The 22061-nt window shown below is 74.5% G+C and carries 23 protein-coding genes; 15 read left to right on the forward strand and 8 right to left on the reverse strand.

The window, feature by feature from the left end; translation table 11 throughout:
* Positions 1-12 precede the first annotated feature (12 nt).
* Together ACFPBZ_RS20145 and ACFPBZ_RS20150 are read left to right on the forward strand one after the other, a co-directional pair.
* Complete coding sequence (locus ACFPBZ_RS20145) at positions 13-501, forward strand: universal stress protein (RefSeq protein ID WP_378037889.1); 489 nt, start codon at positions 13-15, stop codon at positions 499-501.
* A 4-nt stretch (positions 502-505) separates the two neighbouring features.
* Entirely contained in the window at positions 506-1456 is a 951-nt protein-coding gene (locus ACFPBZ_RS20150; RefSeq protein ID WP_378037890.1) for an MBL fold metallo-hydrolase, read from the forward strand.
* Positions 1457-1465: 9 nt separating this feature from the next.
* Here ACFPBZ_RS20150 and ACFPBZ_RS20155 read toward each other — a convergent pair whose 3' ends face one another.
* On the reverse strand, positions 1466-2356 hold the full coding sequence (locus ACFPBZ_RS20155; RefSeq protein ID WP_378037891.1) for a PhzF family phenazine biosynthesis protein: 891 nt from the start codon (positions 2354-2356) through the stop codon (positions 1466-1468).
* A complete protein-coding gene (locus ACFPBZ_RS20160; protein WP_378037892.1) occupies positions 2353-2733 on the reverse strand; it encodes a DUF4406 domain-containing protein in 381 nt (126 codons plus the stop codon). The genes ACFPBZ_RS20155 and ACFPBZ_RS20160 overlap by 4 nt, the downstream gene beginning before the upstream one ends.
* Before the next feature lie 47 nt (positions 2734-2780).
* On the opposite strand from ACFPBZ_RS20160, the gene ACFPBZ_RS20165 reads away from it, so the two are divergent.
* The 3 genes from ACFPBZ_RS20165 to ACFPBZ_RS20175 all read left to right on the forward strand — a co-directional run bounded on the left by ACFPBZ_RS20165 (position 2781) and on the right by ACFPBZ_RS20175 (position 4749).
* Positions 2781-3536 carry a DeoR/GlpR family DNA-binding transcription regulator gene (locus ACFPBZ_RS20165; protein WP_378037893.1) on the forward strand — a complete coding sequence of 252 codons (756 nt, stop codon included), beginning with the start codon at positions 2781-2783 and terminating at the stop codon, positions 3534-3536.
* 62 nt (positions 3537-3598) lie between these two features.
* A complete protein-coding gene (locus ACFPBZ_RS20170) occupies positions 3599-4012 on the forward strand; it encodes a hypothetical protein (protein ID WP_378037894.1) in 414 nt (137 codons plus the stop codon).
* Complete coding sequence (locus ACFPBZ_RS20175) at positions 4009-4749, forward strand: SRPBCC family protein (protein WP_378037895.1); 741 nt, start codon at positions 4009-4011, stop codon at positions 4747-4749. The genes ACFPBZ_RS20170 and ACFPBZ_RS20175 overlap by 4 nt, the downstream gene beginning before the upstream one ends.
* 16 nt (positions 4750-4765) lie before the next feature.
* Here ACFPBZ_RS20175 and ACFPBZ_RS20180 read toward each other — a convergent pair whose 3' ends face one another.
* Positions 4766-5503 carry a YqjF family protein gene (locus tag ACFPBZ_RS20180; protein ID WP_378037896.1) on the reverse strand — a complete coding sequence of 246 codons (738 nt, stop codon included), beginning with the start codon at positions 5501-5503 and terminating at the stop codon, positions 4766-4768.
* A gap of 35 nt (positions 5504-5538) precedes the next feature.
* Here ACFPBZ_RS20180 and ACFPBZ_RS20185 point away from each other — a divergent pair, with 35 nt between their 5' ends.
* A complete protein-coding gene (locus tag ACFPBZ_RS20185; RefSeq protein WP_378037897.1) occupies positions 5539-6156 on the forward strand; it encodes a class I SAM-dependent methyltransferase in 618 nt (205 codons plus the stop codon).
* 52 nt (positions 6157-6208) lie between these two features.
* Positions 6209-6997, forward strand: a complete 789-nt coding sequence (locus tag ACFPBZ_RS20190; RefSeq protein WP_378037898.1) for a DUF427 domain-containing protein — start codon at positions 6209-6211, stop codon at positions 6995-6997.
* A 6-nt stretch (positions 6998-7003) separates the two neighbouring features.
* Here ACFPBZ_RS20190 and ACFPBZ_RS20195 read toward each other — a convergent pair whose 3' ends face one another.
* The 4 genes from ACFPBZ_RS20195 to ACFPBZ_RS20210 all read right to left on the reverse strand — a co-directional run bounded on the left by ACFPBZ_RS20195 (position 7004) and on the right by ACFPBZ_RS20210 (position 10015).
* The gene (locus tag ACFPBZ_RS20195) at positions 7004-7546 is read right to left on the reverse strand and encodes a mycothiol transferase (protein ID WP_378037899.1); all 543 of its coding nucleotides are present in this window, start codon (positions 7544-7546) and stop codon (positions 7004-7006) included.
* Positions 7547-7666: 120 nt separating this feature from the next.
* On the reverse strand, positions 7667-8152 hold the full coding sequence (locus ACFPBZ_RS20200) for a MarR family winged helix-turn-helix transcriptional regulator (RefSeq protein WP_378037900.1): 486 nt from the start codon (positions 8150-8152) through the stop codon (positions 7667-7669).
* A gap of 104 nt (positions 8153-8256) precedes the next feature.
* Entirely contained in the window at positions 8257-9213 is a 957-nt protein-coding gene (gene coaA, locus ACFPBZ_RS20205) for a type I pantothenate kinase (protein ID WP_378037901.1), read from the reverse strand.
* A gap of 55 nt (positions 9214-9268) precedes the next feature.
* Complete coding sequence (locus ACFPBZ_RS20210) at positions 9269-10015, reverse strand: SDR family oxidoreductase (protein WP_378037902.1); 747 nt, start codon at positions 10013-10015, stop codon at positions 9269-9271.
* 62 nt (positions 10016-10077) lie between these two features.
* On the opposite strand from ACFPBZ_RS20210, the gene ACFPBZ_RS20215 reads away from it, so the two are divergent.
* From ACFPBZ_RS20215 to ACFPBZ_RS20250, 8 genes are all read left to right on the forward strand, one after another.
* The gene (locus ACFPBZ_RS20215; protein WP_378037903.1) at positions 10078-10554 is read left to right on the forward strand and encodes a PPOX class F420-dependent oxidoreductase; all 477 of its coding nucleotides are present in this window, start codon (positions 10078-10080) and stop codon (positions 10552-10554) included.
* 1 nt (position 10555) lies between these two features.
* The gene (locus tag ACFPBZ_RS20220) at positions 10556-11914 is read left to right on the forward strand and encodes a hemolysin family protein (protein WP_378037904.1); all 1359 of its coding nucleotides are present in this window, start codon (positions 10556-10558) and stop codon (positions 11912-11914) included.
* Positions 11911-13047 (forward strand): hemolysin family protein, encoded by a 1137-nt coding sequence (locus ACFPBZ_RS20225; RefSeq protein WP_378037905.1) that lies wholly within the window; start codon positions 11911-11913, stop codon positions 13045-13047. Before ACFPBZ_RS20220 ends, ACFPBZ_RS20225 begins: the two co-directional genes overlap by 4 nt.
* A gap of 4 nt (positions 13048-13051) precedes the next feature.
* Complete coding sequence (locus ACFPBZ_RS20230) at positions 13052-14122, forward strand: NAD(P)/FAD-dependent oxidoreductase (RefSeq protein ID WP_378037906.1); 1071 nt, start codon at positions 13052-13054, stop codon at positions 14120-14122.
* Between the two features lie 254 nt (positions 14123-14376).
* Positions 14377-15342 (forward strand): VldE C-terminal domain-containing protein, encoded by a 966-nt coding sequence (locus tag ACFPBZ_RS20235; protein WP_378037907.1) that lies wholly within the window; start codon positions 14377-14379, stop codon positions 15340-15342.
* 120 nt (positions 15343-15462) lie between these two features.
* The gene (locus ACFPBZ_RS20240; RefSeq protein ID WP_378037954.1) at positions 15463-16839 is read left to right on the forward strand and encodes an APC family permease; all 1377 of its coding nucleotides are present in this window, start codon (positions 15463-15465) and stop codon (positions 16837-16839) included.
* The gene (locus tag ACFPBZ_RS20245) at positions 16836-17633 is read left to right on the forward strand and encodes a universal stress protein (protein WP_378037908.1); all 798 of its coding nucleotides are present in this window, start codon (positions 16836-16838) and stop codon (positions 17631-17633) included. The genes ACFPBZ_RS20240 and ACFPBZ_RS20245 overlap by 4 nt, the downstream gene beginning before the upstream one ends.
* A gap of 46 nt (positions 17634-17679) precedes the next feature.
* The gene (locus tag ACFPBZ_RS20250; protein ID WP_378037909.1) at positions 17680-19038 is read left to right on the forward strand and encodes an MFS transporter; all 1359 of its coding nucleotides are present in this window, start codon (positions 17680-17682) and stop codon (positions 19036-19038) included.
* Positions 19039-19105: 67 nt separating this feature from the next.
* Here ACFPBZ_RS20250 and gcvP read toward each other — a convergent pair whose 3' ends face one another.
* Positions 19106-22030 (reverse strand): aminomethyl-transferring glycine dehydrogenase, encoded by a 2925-nt coding sequence (gcvP, locus tag ACFPBZ_RS20255; protein ID WP_378037910.1) that lies wholly within the window; start codon positions 22028-22030, stop codon positions 19106-19108.
* Positions 22031-22061 lie beyond the last annotated feature (31 nt).

Here is a 22061-nt window from a genome sequence, read left to right on the forward strand (position 1 = left end):
GAAGGCGGGACCATGGCCGAGGACGACCTCCTGGCAGCGGCGACCGGCGCGATCGTCGTCGGGATCGACGACTCCGCCGGGGCCCGCGCGGCCCTGACCTACGGCATCGAGGAGGCCCACCGGCGCCAGGCGCCCGTCCTCGCGGTGACCATCCACCACTCCCAGGCCGCCTGGGCACCGCGGGTCGCCACGGTCCTCGACGAGCGGGCCGTCGGCGAGGTCCGCGGCGCCGCGCAGCAGTTCGTCGATGAGGTGGTCGCGGAGCAGCGGGAGCGCGGCGTGGTCGCTCCCGCCGTCCGGGTCGGCATCCGCACGGGCTCCCCCAGCGACGTGCTGTGCCGGCTGAGCGCGCGGTCCCTCCTGCCGGTCATCGGCGACCGGGGACGCGGGGCGCTGACGAGCCGCCTCATCGGGTCGGTGGTGCTCGGGGTCGTGGTGAACGCGCGGTGCCCCGTGCTCGTGGTCCACCCGGGCGACCTGCCGCGCGAACCCCGAGGATGAGCCGATGAGCCGACCCCCTGCCCTCCACGTCGACGCGTCACCGGAGTCGGAGCTGGTGGAGGTGGGCGACGGCGTGTTCGCCCACATCCAGCCCGACGGCAGCTGGATGATCAACAACACCGGGTTCCTCGTCGCCCGCGACGGGGTCAGCGCCATCGACAGCTGCGCCACCGAACGCCGCACCCGCAACTTCCTCGACGCCATCGCCGGCGTCACCACCGCGCCGATCCGCACGCTGGTGAACACCCACCACCACCCCGACCACACCGCCGGCAACGGCCTGTTTTCCGGCGCGGCGATCGTCGCCCACGACAACGCCCGCCCCGAGATGCGGGCCCTCGGGCTGCCGCACAACTCCGGGATCTGGAGCGACGTCGACTACGGCGACCTCGAACTCGCCCTGCCGTTCCTCACCTTCACCGACCGCATGACCCTGTGGGCCGACGACCAGCGCGCCGACCTGCTCTACTGCGGCGGCCCCGCCCACACCACCAACGACGTCGTCGTCTGGCTGCCCGAGCAGTCGGTGCTCTTCGCCGGCGACCTGCTCTTCCACGGCGGCACCCCGTTCCTGCTCTCCGGGTCGGTGCTCGGCGCCATCGAGGTCCTCGAGGGCTTCGTGAAGCCACTCGGCGCCCGCACGATCGTCCCCGGCCACGGGCCGGTCGGCGGCCCGGAGATGATCGACGAGGTGCTGGGCTACCTGCGCTTCGTCCGCGACGTCGCCCGCGACGGCCACGCCGCCGGCGTCCCGCCCCTCGAGCTCGCCCGCGGCACCGACCTCGGCGCCTACGCCGAGTGGACCGACCCCGAACGCATCGTCGGGAACCTGCACCGCGCCTACGCCGACCTCACCGTGCCCGAGCACCAGCGCGGCGGGCCGATCGACTTCCCCGGCGCGCTCGGCGACATGGTCACCTACAACGGCGGCCGCCCGCTCACCTGCCTCGCGTGAGGACGCCCCTCAGGCGAGGGGGACCGCGGACCCGGTGACGTCGACACCCCGGCCCGGGTCGGCCGCGACGTCGACGAGCAGCGTGCTCGGCCGACCCATGTCGTGGCCCTGCGCGAGCGTCAGCCGGACCGGCGGCTCGATCGCTCCGAGGTCGGCGAGATAGGCCCCGAGGGCCGCCGCCGCCGCGCCGGTCGCGGCGTCCTCGAACACCCCGCCGGGCGGGAAGGGGTCGCGGACGTCGAACCCCCGTGGTCCGGTGCGGTGGACGAGCTGGAGCGTGGTCCAGTCCCGGGCCGCCATGAGCTCGCCGAGGGCCTCGAGGTCGTACTCCAGGCGCGCGAGCCGCGAGCGGGTGGCCGCGGCCAGCACCAGGTGGTGGGCGCCGGCGAAGGCCACGCGCGGCGGCAGCCGCGGGTCGAGCTCGTCCCGGCGCCAGCCCAGGAGGTCCAGCGTGCGGTCCACGTCGGCGTCGTCGACGGGGAGGACCCGGGGCGGCACGCTGGTGAGGGTGGCTGTGAGCGCGTCGCCCTCCCACCGCGTCCGCACGGGCACCCGCCCCGACCGGGTGTGCAGCACGAGCGTGCCCGTGCCCTCGCGGGCGGCCCGGGCGACCGCGGCGGCGATCGTGGCGTGCCCGCAGAACGGCACCTCGGCGCGGGGACTGAAGTAGCGGACCGTGCAGTGGGTCTCGTCCGGGGCGGGCGTCGCGTCGGGCGGTGCGGCCGAGAGGAACGCGGTCTCGGAGAACCCCACGTCGGCGGCGATCCGGGCCATGCCGGCGGGGTCGAGCCCGTCGGCCCGCAGGACGACGCCGGCCGGGTTGCCGCCGGCGGGCGTCGTCGTGAAGGCGGTGTAGCGGAGCACCTCGACGGGTCCGGACGACCGCGTACCGGTGGTCACCGTTCCGCCGGCACGCGGGTCGGGATGTCCTCGACGCGGTGGTAGACGGGCAGGCCCCGACGCTCGGCGATGGCGACGTCCTGGTCGGCGCCGGCGGACTCCCCCGGCAGCCGGAGGACGGCGTCGCAGTGCTCGAGCAGGCGCTGTGCGGTGGGGTAGAGCACCTGCTCCGCCAGGGGGTCGTCGAGGCCGGCGCCCGCGGTCCGCAGCACCGGGAGGGCGACCCACTCCCCGATGATCGGGACGTGGCCCGCGGCGAAGACCGGCCACGAGGCCTGCTCGAGCCGGTCGAGGTTGGCCGCGATCGCGTCGGGGTCGCCGCCGGTGCCGGAGCGGTAGGGGCCGGCGATGAGGATGAGGAGAGGTCGATCGGTCATGGCGGTAGAGTACGTGCAGAATCGTGCACAAACAAGAAGGAGTGCGCATGCTGGCAGCGGAGCGGCGTGACTACCTGCTGGCCCGGCTCGAGGCCGACGGGAAGATCGTCGCCAAGGAGATCGCGGGCGAGCTGGGGTTGTCCGAGGACAGCGTGCGACGCGACCTGCGGGAGCTGGCGGCGGCGGGCCTGTGCCAGCGCGTCTACGGCGGGGCGGTGCGGTCCTCCCCCGCCGCGGCCGACTACGCCACGCGCACCACCGTCGCCCCGGACAGCAAGCGCCGGGTCGCCGACCGCGCCGCGCAGCTGGTCCAGCCCGGGAGCACCGTCATCCTCGACGGCGGCACCACCACCTCGGCTGTGGTCGACGCTCTGGACCCGGCGCTGACCTGCACCGTCATCACCCACAGCCCCACCATCGCGGTGGCCCTGGTCCGTCACCCCGGCGTCGAGGTCTTCCTGCTCGGCGGGCGGCTGTTCAAGCACTCCGCGGTCACCTGCGGCGCCGCCGCGGCCGAGGCCGCCGCCGGGATCGCCGCCGACCTCTTCCTGCTCGGCGTCACCGGGGTGCACCCCACCCACGGGCTGACCACCGGCGACGCCGACGAGGCGGCGATGAAGCGGACCCTGGCCGGCCGCGCCGCCGAGACCTGGGTGCTCGCCAGCGCCGAGAAGCTCGGGGCCGTCTCGCCGTACACGGTCCTGCCCGTTTCGCGCGTCGCCGGCGTGGTCACCGACGGCACGCCCACCGACACCACCGAGGCACTCGACCGGGCCGGGGTACCGGTGCTGCCGGCGAGCTGAGCCGCTCCCATGACCTCGGAGGTCATCGACCCGACGACCTCCCGGGAGCCACCGTTGCTCCCATGACGACCACGACGACCGCCACCCGCTCCCGGACCCCGCTCCGGCGGGTCCTCCTCCTCGACGCCGCGGCGTCCGGTGCCCTCGGGCTCGCCGGGCTCGTCGGCTCCACCGCCCTCGACGACCTCCTCGGGCTGCCGGCGGCGCTCCTGCTCGGCGTCGGGGTGTTCCTCGTCGTCTACGCCCTCGGCCTCGTCGGGCTGGCCCGGATGACGCCGGTCCCGCGCGGCCTCACCCTCGTCGTCGTGCTCGGCAACACCGCCTGGGTGCTGATGAGCGCGGCGCTCGTCGTCGGGGCCTGGGACCGGCTCACGACGCTCGGCGCGGTCGTCGTGCTGGCCCAGGCCGCGGCCGTGGCGGTGTTCGCCGACCTGCAGTGGGCCCATCGGGGAGGGCTTGACACAGTGGGGCGGTGACCGACGCGGCGATCGAGCCCCTGGCCCCCGTCGAGATGGCGGTCGAGATCGCCGCCGACCCGGGCCGGGTGCGGGCGAGCCTCGCCGACTCGGTGACGGTGTGGCTGCGCCCGTCGGGCGTGGTCTCCCGCGCCGGCGGCGAGATCGCCGTGGCCACCAGCGACGTCCCGGTGCAGGTCCTCGAGCGCGACCCGCTGGTCACCGGGATCGACGAGGGCGCCGGGCCGCTGCGCACCACCTGGACGCTGCAGGCCCGGGCCGACCGGACGGCGGTCGTCGTGACCAGCACCGCCGGGTTCACCGACGCCGCCGACGCCGACGCCCACCGCGAGCGCATGACGACCGTGCTCACCGTGCTCGCGGCCCACCTCGAGCACTTCCCCGACCCGCCGGGCACCGAGGTGCACGCCTGGGGGCCCTCGCGGGGGCGCGGCGCGGGCTCCACCCACGAGCAGGCGCACGCCCGGTTCTTGTCCCAGGTGGGGGTGCTGGTCCCGGGCCAGCCGGTCTCGACGTTCCGCGGGCTGCCGGCGATGGCCGGGACGTGCCTCGAGCGGCGCGGCGGGCACCACCACAGCGCGGCCCTGGTGCTGATCGACGAGCCCGCGCCCGGGCTGGCCGTCCTCTCCACCGCCGGCACGCCCCCGGTCCACGAGGTGCACGCCCTGCTCTTCGGCGACGACGCGGTGGCCGACCGCCTCCAGGCCCAGTGGGCGGCCTGGCTCGCCTCGGTCTAGAGCCGGGTCGGCGTCGCTAGCCGGCGGCGAGCTCGGTCCGCGTCCACGGCAGCCCGAAGCGCACCTCGACCCCCGGGGAGTAGTGCACGAGGTCGGGCGCCCGGCCCGCCAGCATCGGGAACCCGGCGGCGGGGACGAGGTCGTCGTCGAACGCGGTGAGCTCGGCCCGGCGCAGCGGCCACGGGCCGTGGACGTTCGGGACGTACAGCGGGACGCCGAGGTGGCGCTCGTGCAGCCCCCAGCGCGCGGTGAGGAACGTGGTCAGCTCGTCCTCGACCGGGTCGCCGGGCCGGATCGCGACGACGCTGCGGTGCCCGCCGGTCCACGTCGCGCAGCGGTAGGTCAGCTCCCCGTCGGTGTGCCGGAACGACATCCGCGCCCACCGGTAGGGCAGCCCGAACGCCGCCTGCGCCCCGATCACCACCGCGAGCCGGGAGGCGTCGAGCGAGCGGAAGACGATGCCGCGCCGCCCGGAGTCGTCGACGGTGTAGAGCCGGACGTTGGTCTCGAGGAACGTCCCGAACCACGGCACGGCCGGCCCGCGGGACACCCCGGCGCCGACCATGCGGAACGGGATGAGCCCCACGTAGGTGGCGCCGTCGTGCACGTCGGGCCGCACTCCGGGCGGCAGGAACGGCGCGACGTCGGCGGGGTCGACGGCCCAGTGCAGGAAGGCGGCGTCGCGCCAGGCCTGCGTCATCATCGTCGGGCCCCGGAAGGGCGGGGCCTGCGCGGTGACCGGTTCGGGCTGCATCCCGCCGGTGTGCCCGCGAATGAGGTGCGCGACCCGTGGGCACTCCGATCTCCGTGTCCTTCCCCGCCGGCTTCTTCGACCGTTCGGACCCGCGCGACGACACCGTGTTCTACGGCATGCCGCGCCTGGTCCAGCACATCGACGAGGGCGCGATCGCCTCGGTCAGCGCCTACTACGACGAGGTGGGCGTCGACGGCGACGTCCTCGACCTGATGTCGTCGTGGGTCTCCCACATGTCCACCCCGCCCCGCCGGCTGACCGTGCTCGGCATGAACGACGCCGAGATGCGCGCCAACACCTGGGCGCACGAGCGCGTGGTCCACGACCTCAACGCCGACCCGCGCGTGCCCTTCGACGACGGGTCGTTCGACACGGTGGTGTGCTCGATGTCCGTCGACTACCTCACCGACCCGGTGTCGGTGTTCCGCGACGTGGCGCGGGTGCTGCGTCCCGGCGGGAAGTTCGCGGTGACGTTCTCCAACCGCTGCTTCCCGACGAAGGCCGTGCGCGGCTGGCTCTCCACCGACGACGCCGGGCACGTGCGGATCGTGACCGACTACTTCCGTGCCTCGGGGGCGTTCGGCGAGCCCGTGGCCGAGGAGCGCCCGTCGGCCGGCGACCCGGTGTTCGCGGTGTGCGCTCCGCGCTCGTGAGCACTTTCCGGGAGCCATGGCACCGGAAAGTGCTCACGGGTACGAAGGACACATGTCGCTCACCCGCTCCGGCGGCCCGCTGTCGCGGGGCCTGACCGAGACCCGGACCTTCACCGTCGAGGGCCCCGCCCACTCCCTGCTGCTCCAGCCCTTCGGCCGCCGGGTGCGGGCGGTCGTCGACGGCGTGACCGTGCTCGACACGGTGCGCGGTTCGCTGCTGCACGAGACCGGGCTCGGCCCGCAGCTCTACCTGCCCGCCGAGGACGTCCGGGCCGACCTGCTCTCGCCCTCGGACACCTCGACCCACTGCCCCTTCAAGGGTGACGCGAGCTACCAGCACCTCACGGTCGGGGACCGGACGATCCCCGACGCGGTCTGGTCCTACCCCGACCCCAAGCCCGACGCCGCCTGGCTCACGGGACTCGTCGCGCTGCCGATGAGCGCCGCCGACACGTGGCTCGACGAGGACGTCGAGGTGCTCGGCCACCTGCCCGACCCCTACCACCGCGTCGACCTGCGCCCGACGAGCCGCCCGGTCACCGTCACCGCCCCCGACGGCACCGTGGTGGCCGACTCGTCGAACGCGGTGCTGCTCGACGAGACCGGGCTCGGCGTGCGGTTCTACCTCCCCCGCGCCGACGTACGGGCCGACCTCACGGCCACCGACACCGTCACGACCTGCCCCTACAAGGGCGTGTCGACCTACTGGACGGTCGGGACCGGCGGCACCACCCACGTCGACGGCGCGTGGTCCTACGAGACGCCGCTGGACGAGTCGCGCGGCATCACCGGCCTGATCAGCTTCGGCGACCCGTTCGTCGTCGAGGTCGCGCGGAGCTAGTCGCCGTCAGCGGGCCTCCGCGACCACCACCGCGCGGAGGAGCTGGGCCTGGCCCGCGCGCAGCGCCGTCTCGGTGATCAGGTGCAGCAGGATCCAGCGCAGCTCGATGTGGCCGCGGCGGTCGTCCCGGACGGCGTCGTCCAGCGACTCCGCGCCCGCGAGCGCGTCGCGGCCCTGCTCGCAGACCTCCTGGTAGGCCCCGACGAGCACCTCGGGCTGGTCGAGGTCGCTGACCCGGATCTCGGCGTTGGAGTCGTCGACGTAGCTGAACGAGTAGGCGGCCCGGCCGCCCCGCTCGCCCCAGCGCTCGACCAGCCAGGTGCGCTCGAGGTCGGTCAGCAGCCGGACGATCCCGATCAGGCTCGCGCCCCCCTCGGGGACCTGCCGGCGCAGCGCCTCGGGTGGGAGCCCGTCGAGGCTGGCGATCACCTGCGACCGGAAGTGATCGAGCCACCCCTCGAGCGCCTCCCGCTCGTCGGCCACCTGCGGCGGCTGCAGGCGGCGGACCGGGGCGCGGTACACCGGGGGCTGCTGGTCGTCGATGCTCACTGGGGGTTCCTGCCGTCGAACGGCCCGGGTGCACGGATCGGGCCCCGACGCCTCGACCACACCCGGAGGTGGCGACGGCCGAGCATGCCCGTCCGGAGGCCGACGGACAAGCGGTTCCGGCTATTCGGACGGGAGGGTCACCAGGGCCTCGAGGGCCGGGAGGGCCGCCGCGAGGGCGTCGCGCTGGTCGGAGGGCAGCCGCTCGAGGCGCTCGGCGAGCAGCGCCGTCCGCTCGGTGCGCAGCCGCTCGATCATCGCGCGCCCCTCCGCGGAGAGCTCGACGAGCGCCGACCGGGCGTCCTGCGGGTCGGGCGTGCGGACCAGCAGCCCGGCGTCGTCGAGCGCCGCGAGGACCCGGCTCATCGTGGGCGGGGTGACGGCCTCCCGCCGGGCGAGCTCGGACAGGCGCAGCGGCTCGTGCTCCTCGAGGGTGACCAGCACGGAGGTCTGCAGCGGGGGCAGCACGGCGGCCGAGTCGACGCGGATGCGCCGGTTCAGCCGACCGACGGCCAGACGCAGGCGCGCGGGGAGCATCGGGTCGTCCGGATCGGTCGCGCCGCCGACCCCCATCGGGGAGCCGCTCGTCGCTGCTGGGGCCGTTGCCATACCTCACTATCCCACCCCGCGGGCACCCGCCACAGCACCGGGAGGGTTCTTCGTGCCGCTTTGGTCCGATTTGCTCCGGCGGCGCTGCTCCGTCCGGCCGCCGGTCAGAGCTTGCGGAGCCGGACCCGTCGCACGGCGTGGTCGGGGCCCTTCGTGAGCACCAGGCCGGCCCGCGACCGGGTGGGCGCGATGTTCTCGCGCAGGTTCGGGCCGTTGATCGTGTCCCACAGTTCGGCGGCCCGGTTGCGGGCGCTCTCCTCGTCCATCTCGGCGAACCGGCGGAAGTAGGACGCGGGGTCGCGGAACGCGGTCTCACGCAGCGCGAGGAACCGCTCGATGTACCAGCGGCGCACGTCGGTGGGGTGCGCGTCGACGTAGATCGAGAAGTCGATGAGGTCGCTGACCGCGAGGGCGCTCGCGCGCTCCCCGGTCTGCGGGGCGGGCTGGAGGACGTTGAGGCCCTCGAGCACGAGGATGTCGGGGCGCGCGACCGACCGCTGCTCGTCGAGGACGTCGTAGACGAGGTGGGAGTACACCGGCGCGGGGACCTCGGGCTTGCCCGCCTTGATGTCGGAGACGAAGCGCAGCAGGGCCCGCCGGTCGTAGGACTCCGGGAAGCCCTTGCGCGCCATGATCCCGCGCCGCTCCAGCTCGGCGTTCGGGTAGAGGAACCCGTCGGTGGTCACCAGCGCGACGTTCGGGTGGTCGTCCCAGCGGGCCAGCAGCAGGCGCAGCAGGCGGGCGGTGGTCGACTTGCCCACCGACACCGAGCCGGCGATCCCGACGACGAACGGGGTCGGCTCCTCGTCCTGGCGCAGGAAGGTCCGGTAGGCCTCCAGGAGCCCGGACGTGGCCCGCACGTGCAGGTCGAGCAGCCGCGACAGCGGGAGGTAGACGTCCCGGACCTCGGCGAGGTCGACGGGGTCGCCCAGCGAGGCGAGCTCGTCCAGCTCGGCGCCGGTCAGGGGGAGGTCGTCGGACTCGACCGGGGCACCGGGGCCGCCCTCACTGAGCGCGGCCCACGAACTGCGGTCGAAGTCGACGAACGGGGACCCGCTCATGGGCGCCCATTCTCGGGGTGCGACCCCGGCCGACCGCCACCCGCTGTTCCCACCGTCACGACGCGTCTTCCGGGCGGTGGCCCAGCTGACGGATCGACTGGAGCGCGTACTCCACGACGACGACCGCCGGCGGCAGCCCCAGCACGTGCACCACCGCGGCGGCGACGTCGCCGGGGTCGAGGCCCTCGTCGTGCATGCGCCCGGCGAACGCCCGGGCGTCGTCCTGCCCGGCGACGAGGTCGGTGGCGACGAAGCCCGGCGCCACCGTGGTCACCCGCACACCGCGGGGCCCGACCTCGAGCCGCAGCGTCTCGGCCACCGCGTGCGCCGCGTGCTTGCTCGCCGCGTAGACGCCGCCCGCGGCCGAGGCCACCCGCCGCCCCGACATCGAGGACAGCACGACGACCGTGCCGCCCTCCCCCAGGTGCGGTAGCGCGGCCCGCGCCGTGGCCAGCAGGCCGGTCACGTTGACGTCGAGGACGCCCCGCCAGGTCTCCGGGTCGGTGTCGGCCACCGCGCCGAGCGCCATGACCCCGGCGGCGGCGACCACGTCGTCGAGCCCGCCCAGCTCGGCCGCCAGCCCGTCCACGGCCGCGACGAGGGCGGCGGGGTCGGTGACGTCGGCGGCCGCGACCGCGTGCCCGTGGCCGGGCAGCCCGGCGACGACGGCGTCGAGGTGTTCCCGACGACGCGCCACGAGGCCCACGTGGGCGCCCGCGGCCGCCGCGGCGTGCGCGGTGGCGGCACCGATGCCCGAGGAGGCGCCGACGACGAGGACCCGGCGTCCGGTCAGGCTGGTCACCCGCGCAGCGTAGGGATCGCCGCACGACGAGGGTGTCGGTCCCCGCCCGTAGGATTCCGGACATGGCCAACATCGCGACCAACGACCGGGTCGACTTCGACCGGCTGGTGGAGTTCCTCAGGACGCGCCACAAGGCCATCGTCGTGACCCGGCGGGAGGACGGCGGCGACCAGACGAGCCCGGTCACGCTCGGGATCGACGCCGAGGGCCGCCTGCTGGTGTCCACCTACCCGCAGCGCTCGAAGGTCGTCAACATCCGGAAGCACCCGCGCATCGCCATGTGCGTGCTCTCCGACGAGTTCAACGACCCGTGGGTGCACGTCGAGGGCGAGGCCGAGATCCTCGACATGCCCGACGCGCTCGACGGGCTCGTCGAGTACTTCCGCTCCATCTCGGGCGAGCACCCCGACTGGGACGAGTACCGGCAGGCCATGGCCGACGGCAACAAGTGCCTGATCCGCCTCACCATCGACCACTGGGGCCCCATCGCCACCGGTGGGTTCCCGCCCCGCTCGGCCGAGCCGGGAGCCCGGAACTGACGTGGACGTCCTCCTCTCCGTCCTCGGCCTCGTCGGGGTCGTCGCGGTCACCCTCGGCACCGCGGTCTTCGTCGCGGCCGAGTTCTCGCTGACCACGCTCGAGCGCAGCCAGATCGACCACCACGCCGAGGAGGTCGGGGACCGGCGTGCGAAGACGGTCGCGAAGGCGCACCGCAACCTCTCCTTCGAGCTCTCGGGCGCCCAGCTCGGCATCACGATCACCACGCTGGTCACCGGCTACCTGGCCCAGCCGGCGATCGCGACGCTGATCTCGCCGGTGCTCGAGGACGTCGGGCTGCCCGTCGGGGCCGCGGCCGGCGTCGCCGCCGTGGTCGCCCTGGTGCTGGCCACCGCCCTGTCGATGGTGTTCGGCGAGCTGGTCCCCAAGAACCTCGCGATCGCCGACCCGCTGCGCACCGCGCGGACCGTCGCCGGCATCCAGTCCGCCTTCTCGCGGGCCCTGTCGTGGTTCATCTCCGGGCTCAACGGCGCGGCGAACTGGATCGTGCGCCGGCTCGGGGTCGAGCCCGCCGAGGAGCTCCGGTCGGCCCGCTCGCCCCAGGAGCTCGGCTCGCTCGTGGCCACCAGCGCCGAGCAGGGCACGATCGACGAGGGCACGGCCGCGGTGCTGACGGCGTCGCTGCGCATCAGCGAGCGCACGGCCGACGAGCTGATGACCCCGCGGGTGCGGGTGGAGTCGCTGTCCACCGACGACACGGTCGACGACCTGATCGCCGCCGCGATCCGCACCGGGTTCTCCCGGTTCCCGGTGGTCGACGGCGACCTCGACGACGTCAAGGGCGTGGTGCACGTCAAGCAGGCCTTCGCCGAGCCGCGCTCGCGGCGCGGCGGGCAGTTCCTGCGCAACGTCATGCGCACGCCCACCACGGTGCCCGACTCCCTCGACGGCGACGAGCTGCTCGACCGGCTGCGCGGCGCGGGGTTCCAGGTGGCCGTGGTGGTCGACGAGTACGGCGGCACCGCGGGCATCGTCACCCTCGAGGACCTCGTCGAGGAGATCGTCGGCGACGTCCGCGACGAGCACGACCGCGGCGAGGCGGCCCGCTTCCGCGACGCGGGCGACGACACCTGGATCGTCGAGGGGACCCTGCGCCCCGACGAGCTCGAGGAGGTCGTCGGCTGGACGTTCCCCGACTCCGAGGTCTACGAGACCCTCGCGGGCTTCCTGCTCTCGCAGCTCGGCCGTATCCCGTCCGTGGGTGACGCGGTGACCCACGAGGGGTGGCAGATGGTCGTCACGGGCATGGACCGGCGGCGGATCGCCGACGTGCGGGTCGTCCGGCCCGCCGACGCCGACGAGCGCACGGACGACCGCGAGACGGCGGGGATGTCGCTGTGAACGACTACCTCGCCCTGGTCGCCATGGCGGCCCTGCTGCTCGCGAACGCCTTCTTCGTCGGCGCCGAGTTCGCGCTCATCTCCGCCCGGCGCGACCGGGTGGAGACGATGGTCGACGCCGGCACCTCCGGCGCGGCGACGGTGCTGCGGGCCACCGAGCACCTGTCGATGATGATGGCCGCCGCGCAGCTGGGCATCACGATCTGCTCGCTGGCCCTCGGCTCGCTCGGTGAGCCGGCGCTGGCGCACCTGCTCGAGGGGATCTTCGAGCCGCTCGGGGTGCCCGAGGCGCTGCTGCACCCGATCGCCTTCGTGATCTCCCTGCTGATCGTCACGGTGCTGCACATCGTCATCGGCGAGATGGTCCCGAAGAACATCGCGATCGCCGGCCCCGAGCGGACGTCGGTGTGGCTGGTGCCGCCGCTGGTGGCCTTCCTCAAGGTCGCCCGCCCGATCATCTACCTGCTCAACTGGATCGCCAACCACGTCCTCAAGCTGCTCGGCGTGGAGCCCAAGGACGAGCGGGAGTCGGCGTTCACCACCTCGGAGATCGCCGAGATGCTCTCCGAGTCCCGCCGCGAGGGCCTGCTCGACGCCTCGCAGACCCGGCGGCTCACGCAGGCGCTGAACACCGCCGAGCGCACCGTCGCCGACGTGCTGATCCCGCGCGAGCGGCTCACCGTCCTGCCGGCGCGCCCCACGGTCGGCGCGGTCGAGGACGCGGTCCACCGGACCGGGTTCTCCCGGTACCCCGTCCAGGCCCCCGAGGCGCCCGACGCCCACCCGCGGCTCGACACCGACCCGTTCGCCGCGGGCACCGAGGTGCTGGAGCCCGGCGACCACGTGGGCACCGACGTCGGGCTCGACGGCTACCTGCACATCAAGGACGTGCTCGACATCGAGGGCGGGCCCGACGAGGTGGTGCCCGCCGAGCGCATCCGGGCCCTCCCCCCGGTCTCGGTGTCCGCGCCCGTCGACGAGGCCCTGGCCTCGATGCGCCGCGAGGGCTCGCACCTCGCGCGGGCCGTCGACGACGAGGGGACCACCGTGGGCGTCGTGGCGCTCGAGGACCTCGTGGAGGAGTACGTCGGCACGGTGCGCGACTCCACCCACGTCGCGCGCTCCGGCCGCTGAGCGCATGAGTTCCGGTGAGGGCGGGGACCTCTCCGACATGGTCGCCGCGTCCGGGTACTCGCCCTCCGACATCCCCGCCGCGTCGCACCGGGCCGACGTCATCGTCGTCGGCGGCGGGATCAGCGGGCTCGCGTGCGCCCGGGCCCTCGACGCGGCCGGGGTGCCGGTGCGGGTTCTCGAGCGCTCGAACCGGGTCGGCGGTCGTCTGTCCAGCCCGCCGCTCCCCCGCGGCGGCGACGGTGCCCGACCCGACGACGCCCGGCCCGTCGACATGGGCACGGCCTACTTCACCGTGAGCGACGACGAGTTCGGCGAGCAGGTCGCCGACTGGGAGCGCCGCGGCCTCGCCCGCCCCTGGACCGACACGCTGCTCGCGTGGTCCGAGGGCTCGATGGAGCCGAAGTCGGGCCCGCAGCGCTGGGCCGCCCCCGGGGGCCTGCGCTCGCTGGTCGCCGACCTCGCCGAGGGCCTGCGGATCGACACCGGGCACACGGTCTCCGAAGTCACGCCCGGCCCCTCCGTCGACGGCGAGCCCGCCTGCGCGGTGGTGCTCGCGATGCCCGACCCGCAGGCCGCCCGGCTCGTCCGCGCCCCGATGCGCAGCGCGCAGGTGCTCGCCGACCACCCGTGGAACCCGGTCATCGCGGTGGCCCTGGGCTACGAGCGCCGCACCTGGGACGAGTTCCCCGCGGCGTTCGTCAACGACCACCCGTCCCTGTCGCTCCTCGCCGACGACGGGTCGCGCCGCGGCGACGACGCCCCGGTCCTCGTCGCCCACACCACCGGCGACCTCGCGCAGCGCCACCTCGAGGCGCCCGACGGCGTGATCCCCGCCGTGGTCGACGCCGTCACCGAGGTCCTCGGGCTCGACGAGCGTCCCGTCTGGACGCACGCCCACCGCTGGACCTACGCGAGCCCCGCCGACCCGCACGACACCCCCGCCGACCGGCCGTTCCACCTCGACGACGACCTCGTCGCGGTGGTGGGCGACGGCTGGGGCAGCCCCAAGGTCGAGACGGCCTGGCGCTCCGGGACGCTCCTCGGGCGCGCGCTCGCCGCCCGCGTCGACTGCTGACCTCACACGCCTGAGAACGTCCCTGAGAAAGCAGGGCCGTCCGCCGCCCGAGCACGCCCGGCCGCCGTCGGGACCGGGAACCCGCCCCGCGCCGGTCTAGCGTCGGTCAAGGAACGGTCACGGACGAGTCACGGCTCCCCACCTCGACTCCCCGCACCGTCCCGGCCGACCCCGAGACGGCCGGGCCGGTGACCGCTCCGGTCGTGTAGTGCTCCCCGCACGGAAGGTCCCACGTGTCCCGGCATCGCTCCCCCGTGCCGACCGTTCGAGCTCCGTTCCGCTCCGTCTCCCGGAGCCGGAACGCGGTCGAGAACGATCGCGCCCGTCTCCACCCCCCGTCCCACCGCTCCGCCTCCCCGACCGACGCCCCCACCACGGTCCTCGACCTGGCCGCGCTCGTCGCCGAGCGGAACGCCACGCGGCCGCAGCACTGCGGCCCCGCTCCCCGGCGCCGCCGTTCCCGGGCCACCGACGCCGCCGTCCGGGACGCGCGCCGCCACGGCATCGCCGCCGCCGGGGTCGCCGCCGCCGCGCTGGCGGTCGTCGCGCCGGCCGCCCTGCAGGCCCCGGCCGACGGCGCCCTCGCGACGCAGGACGCGGCCCTCGCCCTGTCCTCGCAGAGCAGCCGGCTGGCCGCGGCACCGGCCGTGGCGCCCGTCGTCGTGGCGGCCGCCGCCCCGGCCACGGGGGACCCGGCCACCGCCGACCTGTTCAAGGCCGGCGACCGCGTGCGCCGCCAGTCCGAGCAGGCCGCCGCCGACCGGACGCGGGCCGCGCAGGCCACCCAGGCCGCGGAGAAGGCCCGCGCCGAGCAGGCGGCCGCCGCCGAGAAGGCCACGCGGATCACCAGCTGCGGCGCCGACTCGAACTACGGCGGGGTGGCCGACTCGGTGCAGACCGTCGGCAACGCCCTCGAGTGCGTCTTCCCCGGCCACGACCTCGGCGGGATCGGCAGCCGCTCCGGCGCCTCCGACCACCCCTCGGGCTACGCGCTGGACGTCATGACCCGCGACGGCGACGCCATCGCCGACTGCGTCATGGACAACGCGGGCGCGCTCGGGGTCAGCTACGCGATCTGGGACCAGCGGATCAACACCGGCTCCGGGTGGAAGGGCATGGAGGACCGCGGCGGCGACACCGCCAACCACCGCGACCACGTCCACATCTCCTTCGAGCGCGGCGCCGAACCCGACGTCTCCGCCCTGCGCTCCTGCACGTGATCGAGGGGAGGGCCGCGGGCGGCTAGGCTGCGCCGTCGGCTCCCTGCCCTCCCCCGGAGTGTCGTCGTGCCCCTCGCCCCACCCGCGCACGCCTGGCTGCGCCGGAAACCGGTCACCGCGATGGCCGCCGAGACCGGCGCCGACGAGGCGGCCGGCGGTGAGCTCAGGCGCAGCATCGGGCTGTTCCAGCTCACCGCGTTCGGCGTCGGCGCCACCGTCGGCACCGGCATCTTCTTCGTGCTCTCCGAGGCCACCCCGGAGGCCGGGCCCGCGGTCGTCGTCAGCTTCGTGATCGCGGCGGTCACCGCCGGGCTGACCGCGCTCTGCTACGCCGAGCTCGCGTCGGCGGTCCCGGTGAGCGGGTCGAGCTACTCCTACGCCTACGCGACCCTCGGGGAGTCGGTGGCGATGGGCGTGGCGGCCTGCCTGCTGCTCGAGTACATGGTCTCCTCGGCCGCCGTCGCGGTCGGCTGGTCGGAGTACCTCAACGCGCTGCTCTCCGAGACCGTCGGCGTGCGGATCCCCGACGCGCTCTCGGGCGCCCCGGGGGCAGGCGGGATCGTGAACCTGCCGGCCATGGTGCTCGTCGGGCTGTGCGCCCTGCTGCTCGTGCGCGGGGTGAGCGAGTCGGCGACGGCCAACGCGGTGATGGTCGTCATCAAGCTGGCCGTCCTGGTGATGTTCGCGGCGATCGCGGTCACCGCCTTCTCCGCCGACCGGTTCGCCGACTTCGCGCCCTTCGGCACCGCCGGGATCGGCGCGGCCGCGGGCACCGTGTTCTTCTCCTTCATCGGGCTCGACGCGGTCTCCACGGCCGGCGAGGAGGCCGTCGACCCGCGCCGGACCCTGCCGCGCGCCCTCGTGCTCTCCCTGATCATCGTCACGGTGATCTACCTGATGGTCGCCGTCACGGCGATCGGCGCCCAGGACTGGCCGCGCTTCGAGGGCCAGGAGGCCGGCCTCGCCGCCATCCTCGCCGACGTCACCGGCTCGGCCTGGCCCTCGATCGTCCTGGCCGCGGGCGCGGTGATCTCGATCTTCTCGATCACGCTGGTCACCATGTACGGCCAGACCCGCATCCTGTTCACGATGAGCCGCGACGGGATGATCCCGCCGGTGTTCTCGCGGGTCGACCCGCGCACGCTGACCCCGGTGCGGAACACGATCGTCGTCGCGGTGGCGGTGGGCCTGCTGGCCGGCCTCGTCCCGCTCGACGTGCTCGCCGACCTGGTGTCGATCGGCACGCTGGTCGCGTTCACGGTGGTCTCGATCGGCGTCATGGTGCTGCGCCGCACGGCCCCCGACCTGCCCCGCGGGTTCCGGGTGCCGGGCTACCCCGTGGTGCCGGTCCTGTCGATCCTGGCGTGCGCCTACCTGATCTCGGGGCTGTCCTGGATCACGATCATCGTGTTCCTGCTGTGGCTGACCGCCGCGCTCGTCTTCTGGTTCTTCTACGGTTCCCGACGATCCGCGCTGGCGACGGAGGTGCAGCGGTGACGGTCCTCGTGGGTCTCTCCCCCGACGCCCGGGACGACGCCGGGGGCGCGCTCGCCCTGGCCACCCGTCTCGCCCGGGCGTGGCGCGAGGACCTCACCGTGGCCGTGGTGGCCCCGGCCGGCAGTTCCGCCGACCCGGTGCGCGCCGCCCTCGGCGGGGTCCTCGCCGGCGCCGGGGTGGAGGTGACCTGGCGGACGGTGCAGGGCCGCTCCGTGGCCGACGGGCTCGTCGAGGCGGTCACCGGGGACGTCAGCGTGATCGTGCTCGGCTCCGACCCCGACCGCACCGGCCGGGTCGCCGTCCGCGTGGCCCGCAGCTCGCCGGTGCCCGTGGTGCTCGCCCGCGACGCGGGCGCGGCGTCCGGACGGACGGTCGAGCGGGTGACCTGCGCGTTCGACGGCACGACGGCCTCGTCCGCCGTGCTCGCCGCGGCCGCCGACCTCGCGGCCCGGTCGGCGGCGACCCTGCGGGTGGTCTCCTTCGCGGTGCGCCGGCCCCCGGCGATCCCGCCCGAGGTGGGGCTCGACGCCGAGGAGCCGGTGATCGCCCAGTGGTCCGAGCAGGTCGCACGGCGACAGGCCGAGGCGCTCTCGGACCTGGGCGTGGAGGCGGAGACCGCCGTGCACGCCGGGGCGACGTGGGAGGACGCGGTGCACGCCGCCGGCTGGACCCCGGGCGACCTCCTCGTCGTCGGGGGCTCCGCCGGCCCCGCGACCCGGCTCTTCCTGGGCGACCGGGTCCGCGCCATCGTCGCGGCCGCCCCGGTGCCCGCGGTGATCGTCCCGTCGGCCTGACCCTCCCGCTTGACGCGGACCACACCGGGCGTATCGGGTGGACCCCATGTCGACGACGACGCCCGCGGCGGACGCGGAGATCGGGAAGCGGACACTGCGGCGGGTCGCGCGGCGTCTCCTGCCCCTGCTCATCCTGCTGTACTTCGTGAACTACCTGGACCGGGTCAACATCGGCTTCGCCGGTCCGAACGGCATGAACGCCGAGCTCGGGATGACCGCGACGGTGTTCGGGCTCGCGTCGGGCATCTTCTTCATCGGCTACCTGCTGCTCGAGGTGCCGTCGAACCTGGCGCTGCACCGCTTCGGGGCCCGGATCTGGATCACCCGCATCCTGGTCACCTGGGGCATCATCGCCACCGCGATGGCGTTCGTCCCCAACGCGACGACCCTCATCGTGCTGCGGTTCCTGCTCGGGGTCGCGGAGGCCGGGTTCTTCCCCGGCATCATCCTGTACCTGACCTACTGGTTCCCCGCCGAGCAGCGCGCCCGCGCGGTCGCGCTGTTCATGACGGCGGTGCCCGTGTCGGTGGCCGTCGGCTCGGTCGTCTCCAGCCTGCTGATCCGCGCCGGGGACGGGCTGCTGGGGGCCTCGGGCTGGCGGATCATGTTCTTCGCGGAGGGTGTGCCCGCGATCCTGCTGGGGGTGTTGACCTTCTTCGCGCTCACCGACCGGCCCGGCCAGGCGACGTGGCTGCGGCCGGACGAGCGGGAGTGGCTCTCGACCAAGCTGGAGGAGGAGGCGCGGGCCACCGAGCGCGGCGGCCACTGGCCGCTGCGCCGGGCGCTGACCAGCCCCCGCATCCTCGCGCTCGCGTTCGTCTACTTCGGCGTCACCTACGGTCTGTACGCGCTGAGCTTCTTCCTCCCGACGATCGTCGCCGGGTTCGAGCAGCAGTTCGGCACGAAGCTCTCGGTGCTCGAGCGGGGGTTCGTCACCGCGATCCCCTACGTCGTCGCCGCCGTGGCGATGGTGTTCTGGGGCCGGCGGGCGGACACGGCCACGACGACGCGCGGCCGCGCCTGGTTCGTGGCGGCCCCGGCGCTGCTCGGCGGGCTGGCGATCCCGATCGCGCTCTACCTGTCCAACCCCTGGCTCGCGATGGGGGCCGTGACCCTCTGCGCCGTCGGGGTCTGCGGGGCGCTGGCCCCGTTCTGGGCGCTGCCCGCCCAGTTCCTCACGGGCGCCGCGGCGGCCGGCGGGATCGCGCTCGTCAACTCGCTGGGCAACCTCAGCGGCTTCGGCGCGCCGTACATCACCGGGGCGCTCGCCGACCTCACCGGCTCGCAGCGCGCCGGGCTGTGGGTGGTCGGCGGGTGCATGGTCGCGGCCGCCGCCGTGGTGGTGCTGGTGGGCGCCCGCATCGCGAAGGAGCGGAACTCCCCCGCCGTCGACCCGGTCCCATGATCATCGGCACACCACGCACCTCTCCCGCGGGGAGGGTGCGTGGTGTGCTGGTGATCAGCAGCAGGACCTAGGAGGCCAGTTCCTCCAGCGGCGGGCACGAGCAGACGAGGTTGCGGTCGCCGTGCGCGGAGTCGATCCGTCGGACGGGGACCCAGATCTTGTCGGGCCGCCCCGCCGCGGGGAACGCCGCCTCCTCGCGGGTGAACGGGTGGGTCCACTCGTCGACGAGGACCGAGCGGGCCGTGAACGGGGCGTGCACCAGCGGGTTGTCGTCGGCGGGCCACTCGCCCGACTCGACGCGCGCCGCCTCGGCCCGGATCGCGATCATCGCGTCGCAGAACCGGTCGATCTCGGCGAGGTTCTCCGACTCGGTCGGCTCCACCATCAGCGTCCCCGCGACGGGGAACGACATCGTCGGGGAGTGGAACCCGTAGTCGGCCAGGCGCTTCGCGACGTCGTCGACCGTGATCCCCGAGGACTTCGTCAGGGGCCGCAGGTCGAGGATGCACTCGTGGGCGACGAAGCCGCCCGGCCCGGTGTAGAGCACCGGGAACGAGTCGCGCAGCCGCGCCGCGACGTAGTTGGCCGCGGCGACCGCCGTCAGGGTCGCCCGGCGCAGCCCGTCGACCCCCATGAGCCGGACGTAGGCCCATGAGATCGGCAGGATCGACGCCGACCCCCACGGGGCGCCGGCCACCGGCCCGACCCCGGTCTCCGGCCCGGCCGAGGCCTGGGCCGGGTGGTTGGGCAGGAACGGCGCGAGGTGCTCGGCCACGCCGATCGGCCCGACCCCGGGCCCGCCGCCGCCGTGCGGGATGCAGAAGGTCTTGTGCAGGTTCAGGTGGCTGACGTCGGCGCCGAAGCGGCCCGGCCGGGCGAGCCCGACGAGCGCGTTGAGGTTGGCGCCGTCGACGTAGACCTGGCCGCCGGCGTCGTGCACCGCGGCGAGGACCTTGCGCACGTGCGGCTCGTAGACCCCGTGCGTCGACGGGTAGGTGATCATGATCGCCGAGAGCCGGTCGCCGACCTCGTCGATCACGCGCTGCAGGTCCTCGACGTCGACGTCGCCGCGCTCGGTGGTCTTCACGACCTTCACGCGCATGCCCGCCGAGATCGCCGACGCGGCGTTGGTGCCGTGCGCCGAGGAGGGGATGAGGCAGACGTCGCGGTCGAGGTCGCCGCGGGAGCGGTGGTAGGCCCGGATCGCGAGGAGCCCGGCGAGCTCGCCCTGGGAGCCGGCGTTGGGCTGCAGCGACACCGAGTGGTAGCCGGTGAGGTGGACCAGCCAGGCCTCGAGGTCACCGATCACCTGCATCATCCCGGGGGCGTCGGACTCCGGCGCGAACGGGTGCAGCCCGGCGAAGCCCGGGTCGGTGATCGGCTCCATCTCCGCGGTCGCGTTCAGCTTCATCGTGCAGGAGCCGAGCGGGATCATGCTGCGGTCGAGCGCCACGTCCTTGTCGGAGAGCATCCGCAGGTAGCGCAGCAGCGAGGTCTCGCTGCGGTGGCGGTGGAACACCGGGTTCGTCAGGAACGCCGTGGAGCGCTCGAGCGCCGCGGGGACCGCGTCCTCGGTGGCGGCGTCGAGGTCCTCGACGCCCACGCCCTGCACGCCGAACGCGCCCCACACGGCGGCCAGGTGCTCGCGGGTGGTCACCTCGGAGCAGGAGACGCCGACGTGGTCGGCGTCCACCTCGCGGACCAGCACGCCGTCCCGACGACAGGCCGCGACGGCCTCGGCGGCCCCGCCCGGCACGTGCACGAGGACGGTGTCGAAGAACGAGCGGTGCACCACCTCGACGCCGCCCTTGGCGAGCCCGGCGGCGAGGACCGTGGCCATGCGGTGGGTGCGGCGTGCGATCTCGGTCAGCCCGGACGGGCCGTGGTAGACCGCGTACATCGAGGCGATCACCGCGAGGAGCACCTGGGCGGTGCAGATGTTGCTCGTGGCCTTGTCGCGGCGGATGTGCTGCTCGCGGGTCTGCAGGGCCAGGCGGTGCGCGGGGTTGCCGTCGGCGTCGATCGAGGTCCCGACGAGGCGTCCCGGCAGCTGGCGCGCCAGCTGCTGGCGCACGGCGAGGAACCCGGCGTGCGGGCCGCCGAAGCCGAGCGGCACGCCGAAGCGCTGGGTGGACCCCACGGCGACGTCGGCGCCCTGCTCCCCCGGCGGGGTCACCATCGTGGCCGCGAGGAGGTCGCAGGCGACGACGACCTTCGCGCCGCGCTCGTGGGCGGCGGCGATGACCCCGGTGTGGTCGCGCACGGCCCCGGAGGCGCCGGGGGCGGCGAGGAGCAGGCCGAAGAAGTCGTCGGTCGGCAGCTCGGAGGTGACGTCGACGAGCTCGATGCGGATCTGCAGCGACTCCGCCCGCGTGCGCAGCACGGCGATCGTCTGGGGCAGCGTGTCGTCGTCGACGAGGAAGACGTCCGACTTCGACTTGTCGACCCGGCGCAGCAGCAGCATGGCCTCGGCGGCCGCGGTGGACTCGTCGAGCATGGAGGCGCCCGCGACGTCGAGACCGGTGAGGTCGCAGACGACGGTCTGGAAGTTCAGCAGCGCCTCGAGCCGACCCTGGCTGATCTCGGGCTGGTAGGGCGTGTAGGCGGTGTACCAGGCCGGGTCCTCGAGGACGTTGCGGCGGATCACCGGCGGAGTGATCGTGCCGTGGTAGCCCAGGCCGAGCATCGGGACGAGGACGGTGTTCGAGTCGGCGAGGGTGCGCAGCTCGGTGAGCACCTGGTCCTCGGTCGCGGCCGGCGGCGGCGCCTGGTCCCGCTGCCCGCTGGTCTCCCAGTCGGCCGGATCGGTGCGGATCGAGGTGGGCATCGCCCGGTCGGCCAGCTCCTCGAGGGAGCCGACGCCGATCGTGTCCAGCATGGCCGCCAGCTCGGCGGAGTCGGGTCCGATGTGCCGTTCGGAGAACGGCCGGCCGTGTTCGAGCGCGGCGAGGGACAGACGATCCGTGGTGCGACGGTCACGGCTGGGGCTCACGCGGGGCCTCCCGGAGGCAGGGGTCAGGGTC

Origin of the sequence: Actinomycetospora atypica, assembly GCF_042653685.1 — a bacterium.
In the GTDB taxonomy this organism is placed as follows: Bacteria; Actinomycetota; Actinomycetes; order Mycobacteriales; family Pseudonocardiaceae; genus Actinomycetospora; species Actinomycetospora atypica.

Excerpts from the sequence above, each read along its gene's own strand:
- ACFPBZ_RS20230 (WP_378037906.1), top strand. The coding sequence starts at position 13,052 with ATGAGTTCCGGTGAGGGCGGGGACCTCTCCGACATGGTCGCCGCGTCC.
- ACFPBZ_RS20170 (WP_378037894.1), top strand. The coding sequence starts at position 3,599 with ATGACGACCACGACGACCGCCACCCGCTCCCGGACCCCGCTCCGGCGG.
- ACFPBZ_RS20240 (WP_378037954.1), top strand. The coding sequence starts at position 15,463 with ATGGCCGCCGAGACCGGCGCCGACGAGGCGGCCGGCGGTGAGCTCAGG.
- ACFPBZ_RS20150 (WP_378037890.1), top strand. The coding sequence starts at position 506 with ATGAGCCGACCCCCTGCCCTCCACGTCGACGCGTCACCGGAGTCGGAG.
- ACFPBZ_RS20180 (WP_378037896.1), bottom strand. The coding sequence starts at position 5,503 with ATGCAGCCCGAACCGGTCACCGCGCAGGCCCCGCCCTTCCGGGGCCCG.
- ACFPBZ_RS20145 (WP_378037889.1), top strand. The coding sequence starts at position 13 with ATGGCCGAGGACGACCTCCTGGCAGCGGCGACCGGCGCGATCGTCGTC.
- coaA (WP_378037901.1), bottom strand. The coding sequence starts at position 9,213 with ATGAGCGGGTCCCCGTTCGTCGACTTCGACCGCAGTTCGTGGGCCGCG.
- ACFPBZ_RS20250 (WP_378037909.1), top strand. The coding sequence starts at position 17,680 with ATGTCGACGACGACGCCCGCGGCGGACGCGGAGATCGGGAAGCGGACA.
- ACFPBZ_RS20160 (WP_378037892.1), bottom strand. The coding sequence starts at position 2,733 with ATGACCGATCGACCTCTCCTCATCCTCATCGCCGGCCCCTACCGCTCC.
- ACFPBZ_RS20215 (WP_378037903.1), top strand. The coding sequence starts at position 10,078 with ATGGCCAACATCGCGACCAACGACCGGGTCGACTTCGACCGGCTGGTG.
- ACFPBZ_RS20165 (WP_378037893.1), top strand. The coding sequence starts at position 2,781 with ATGCTGGCAGCGGAGCGGCGTGACTACCTGCTGGCCCGGCTCGAGGCC.
- ACFPBZ_RS20200 (WP_378037900.1), bottom strand. The coding sequence starts at position 8,152 with ATGGCAACGGCCCCAGCAGCGACGAGCGGCTCCCCGATGGGGGTCGGC.
- ACFPBZ_RS20190 (WP_378037898.1), top strand. The coding sequence starts at position 6,209 with ATGTCGCTCACCCGCTCCGGCGGCCCGCTGTCGCGGGGCCTGACCGAG.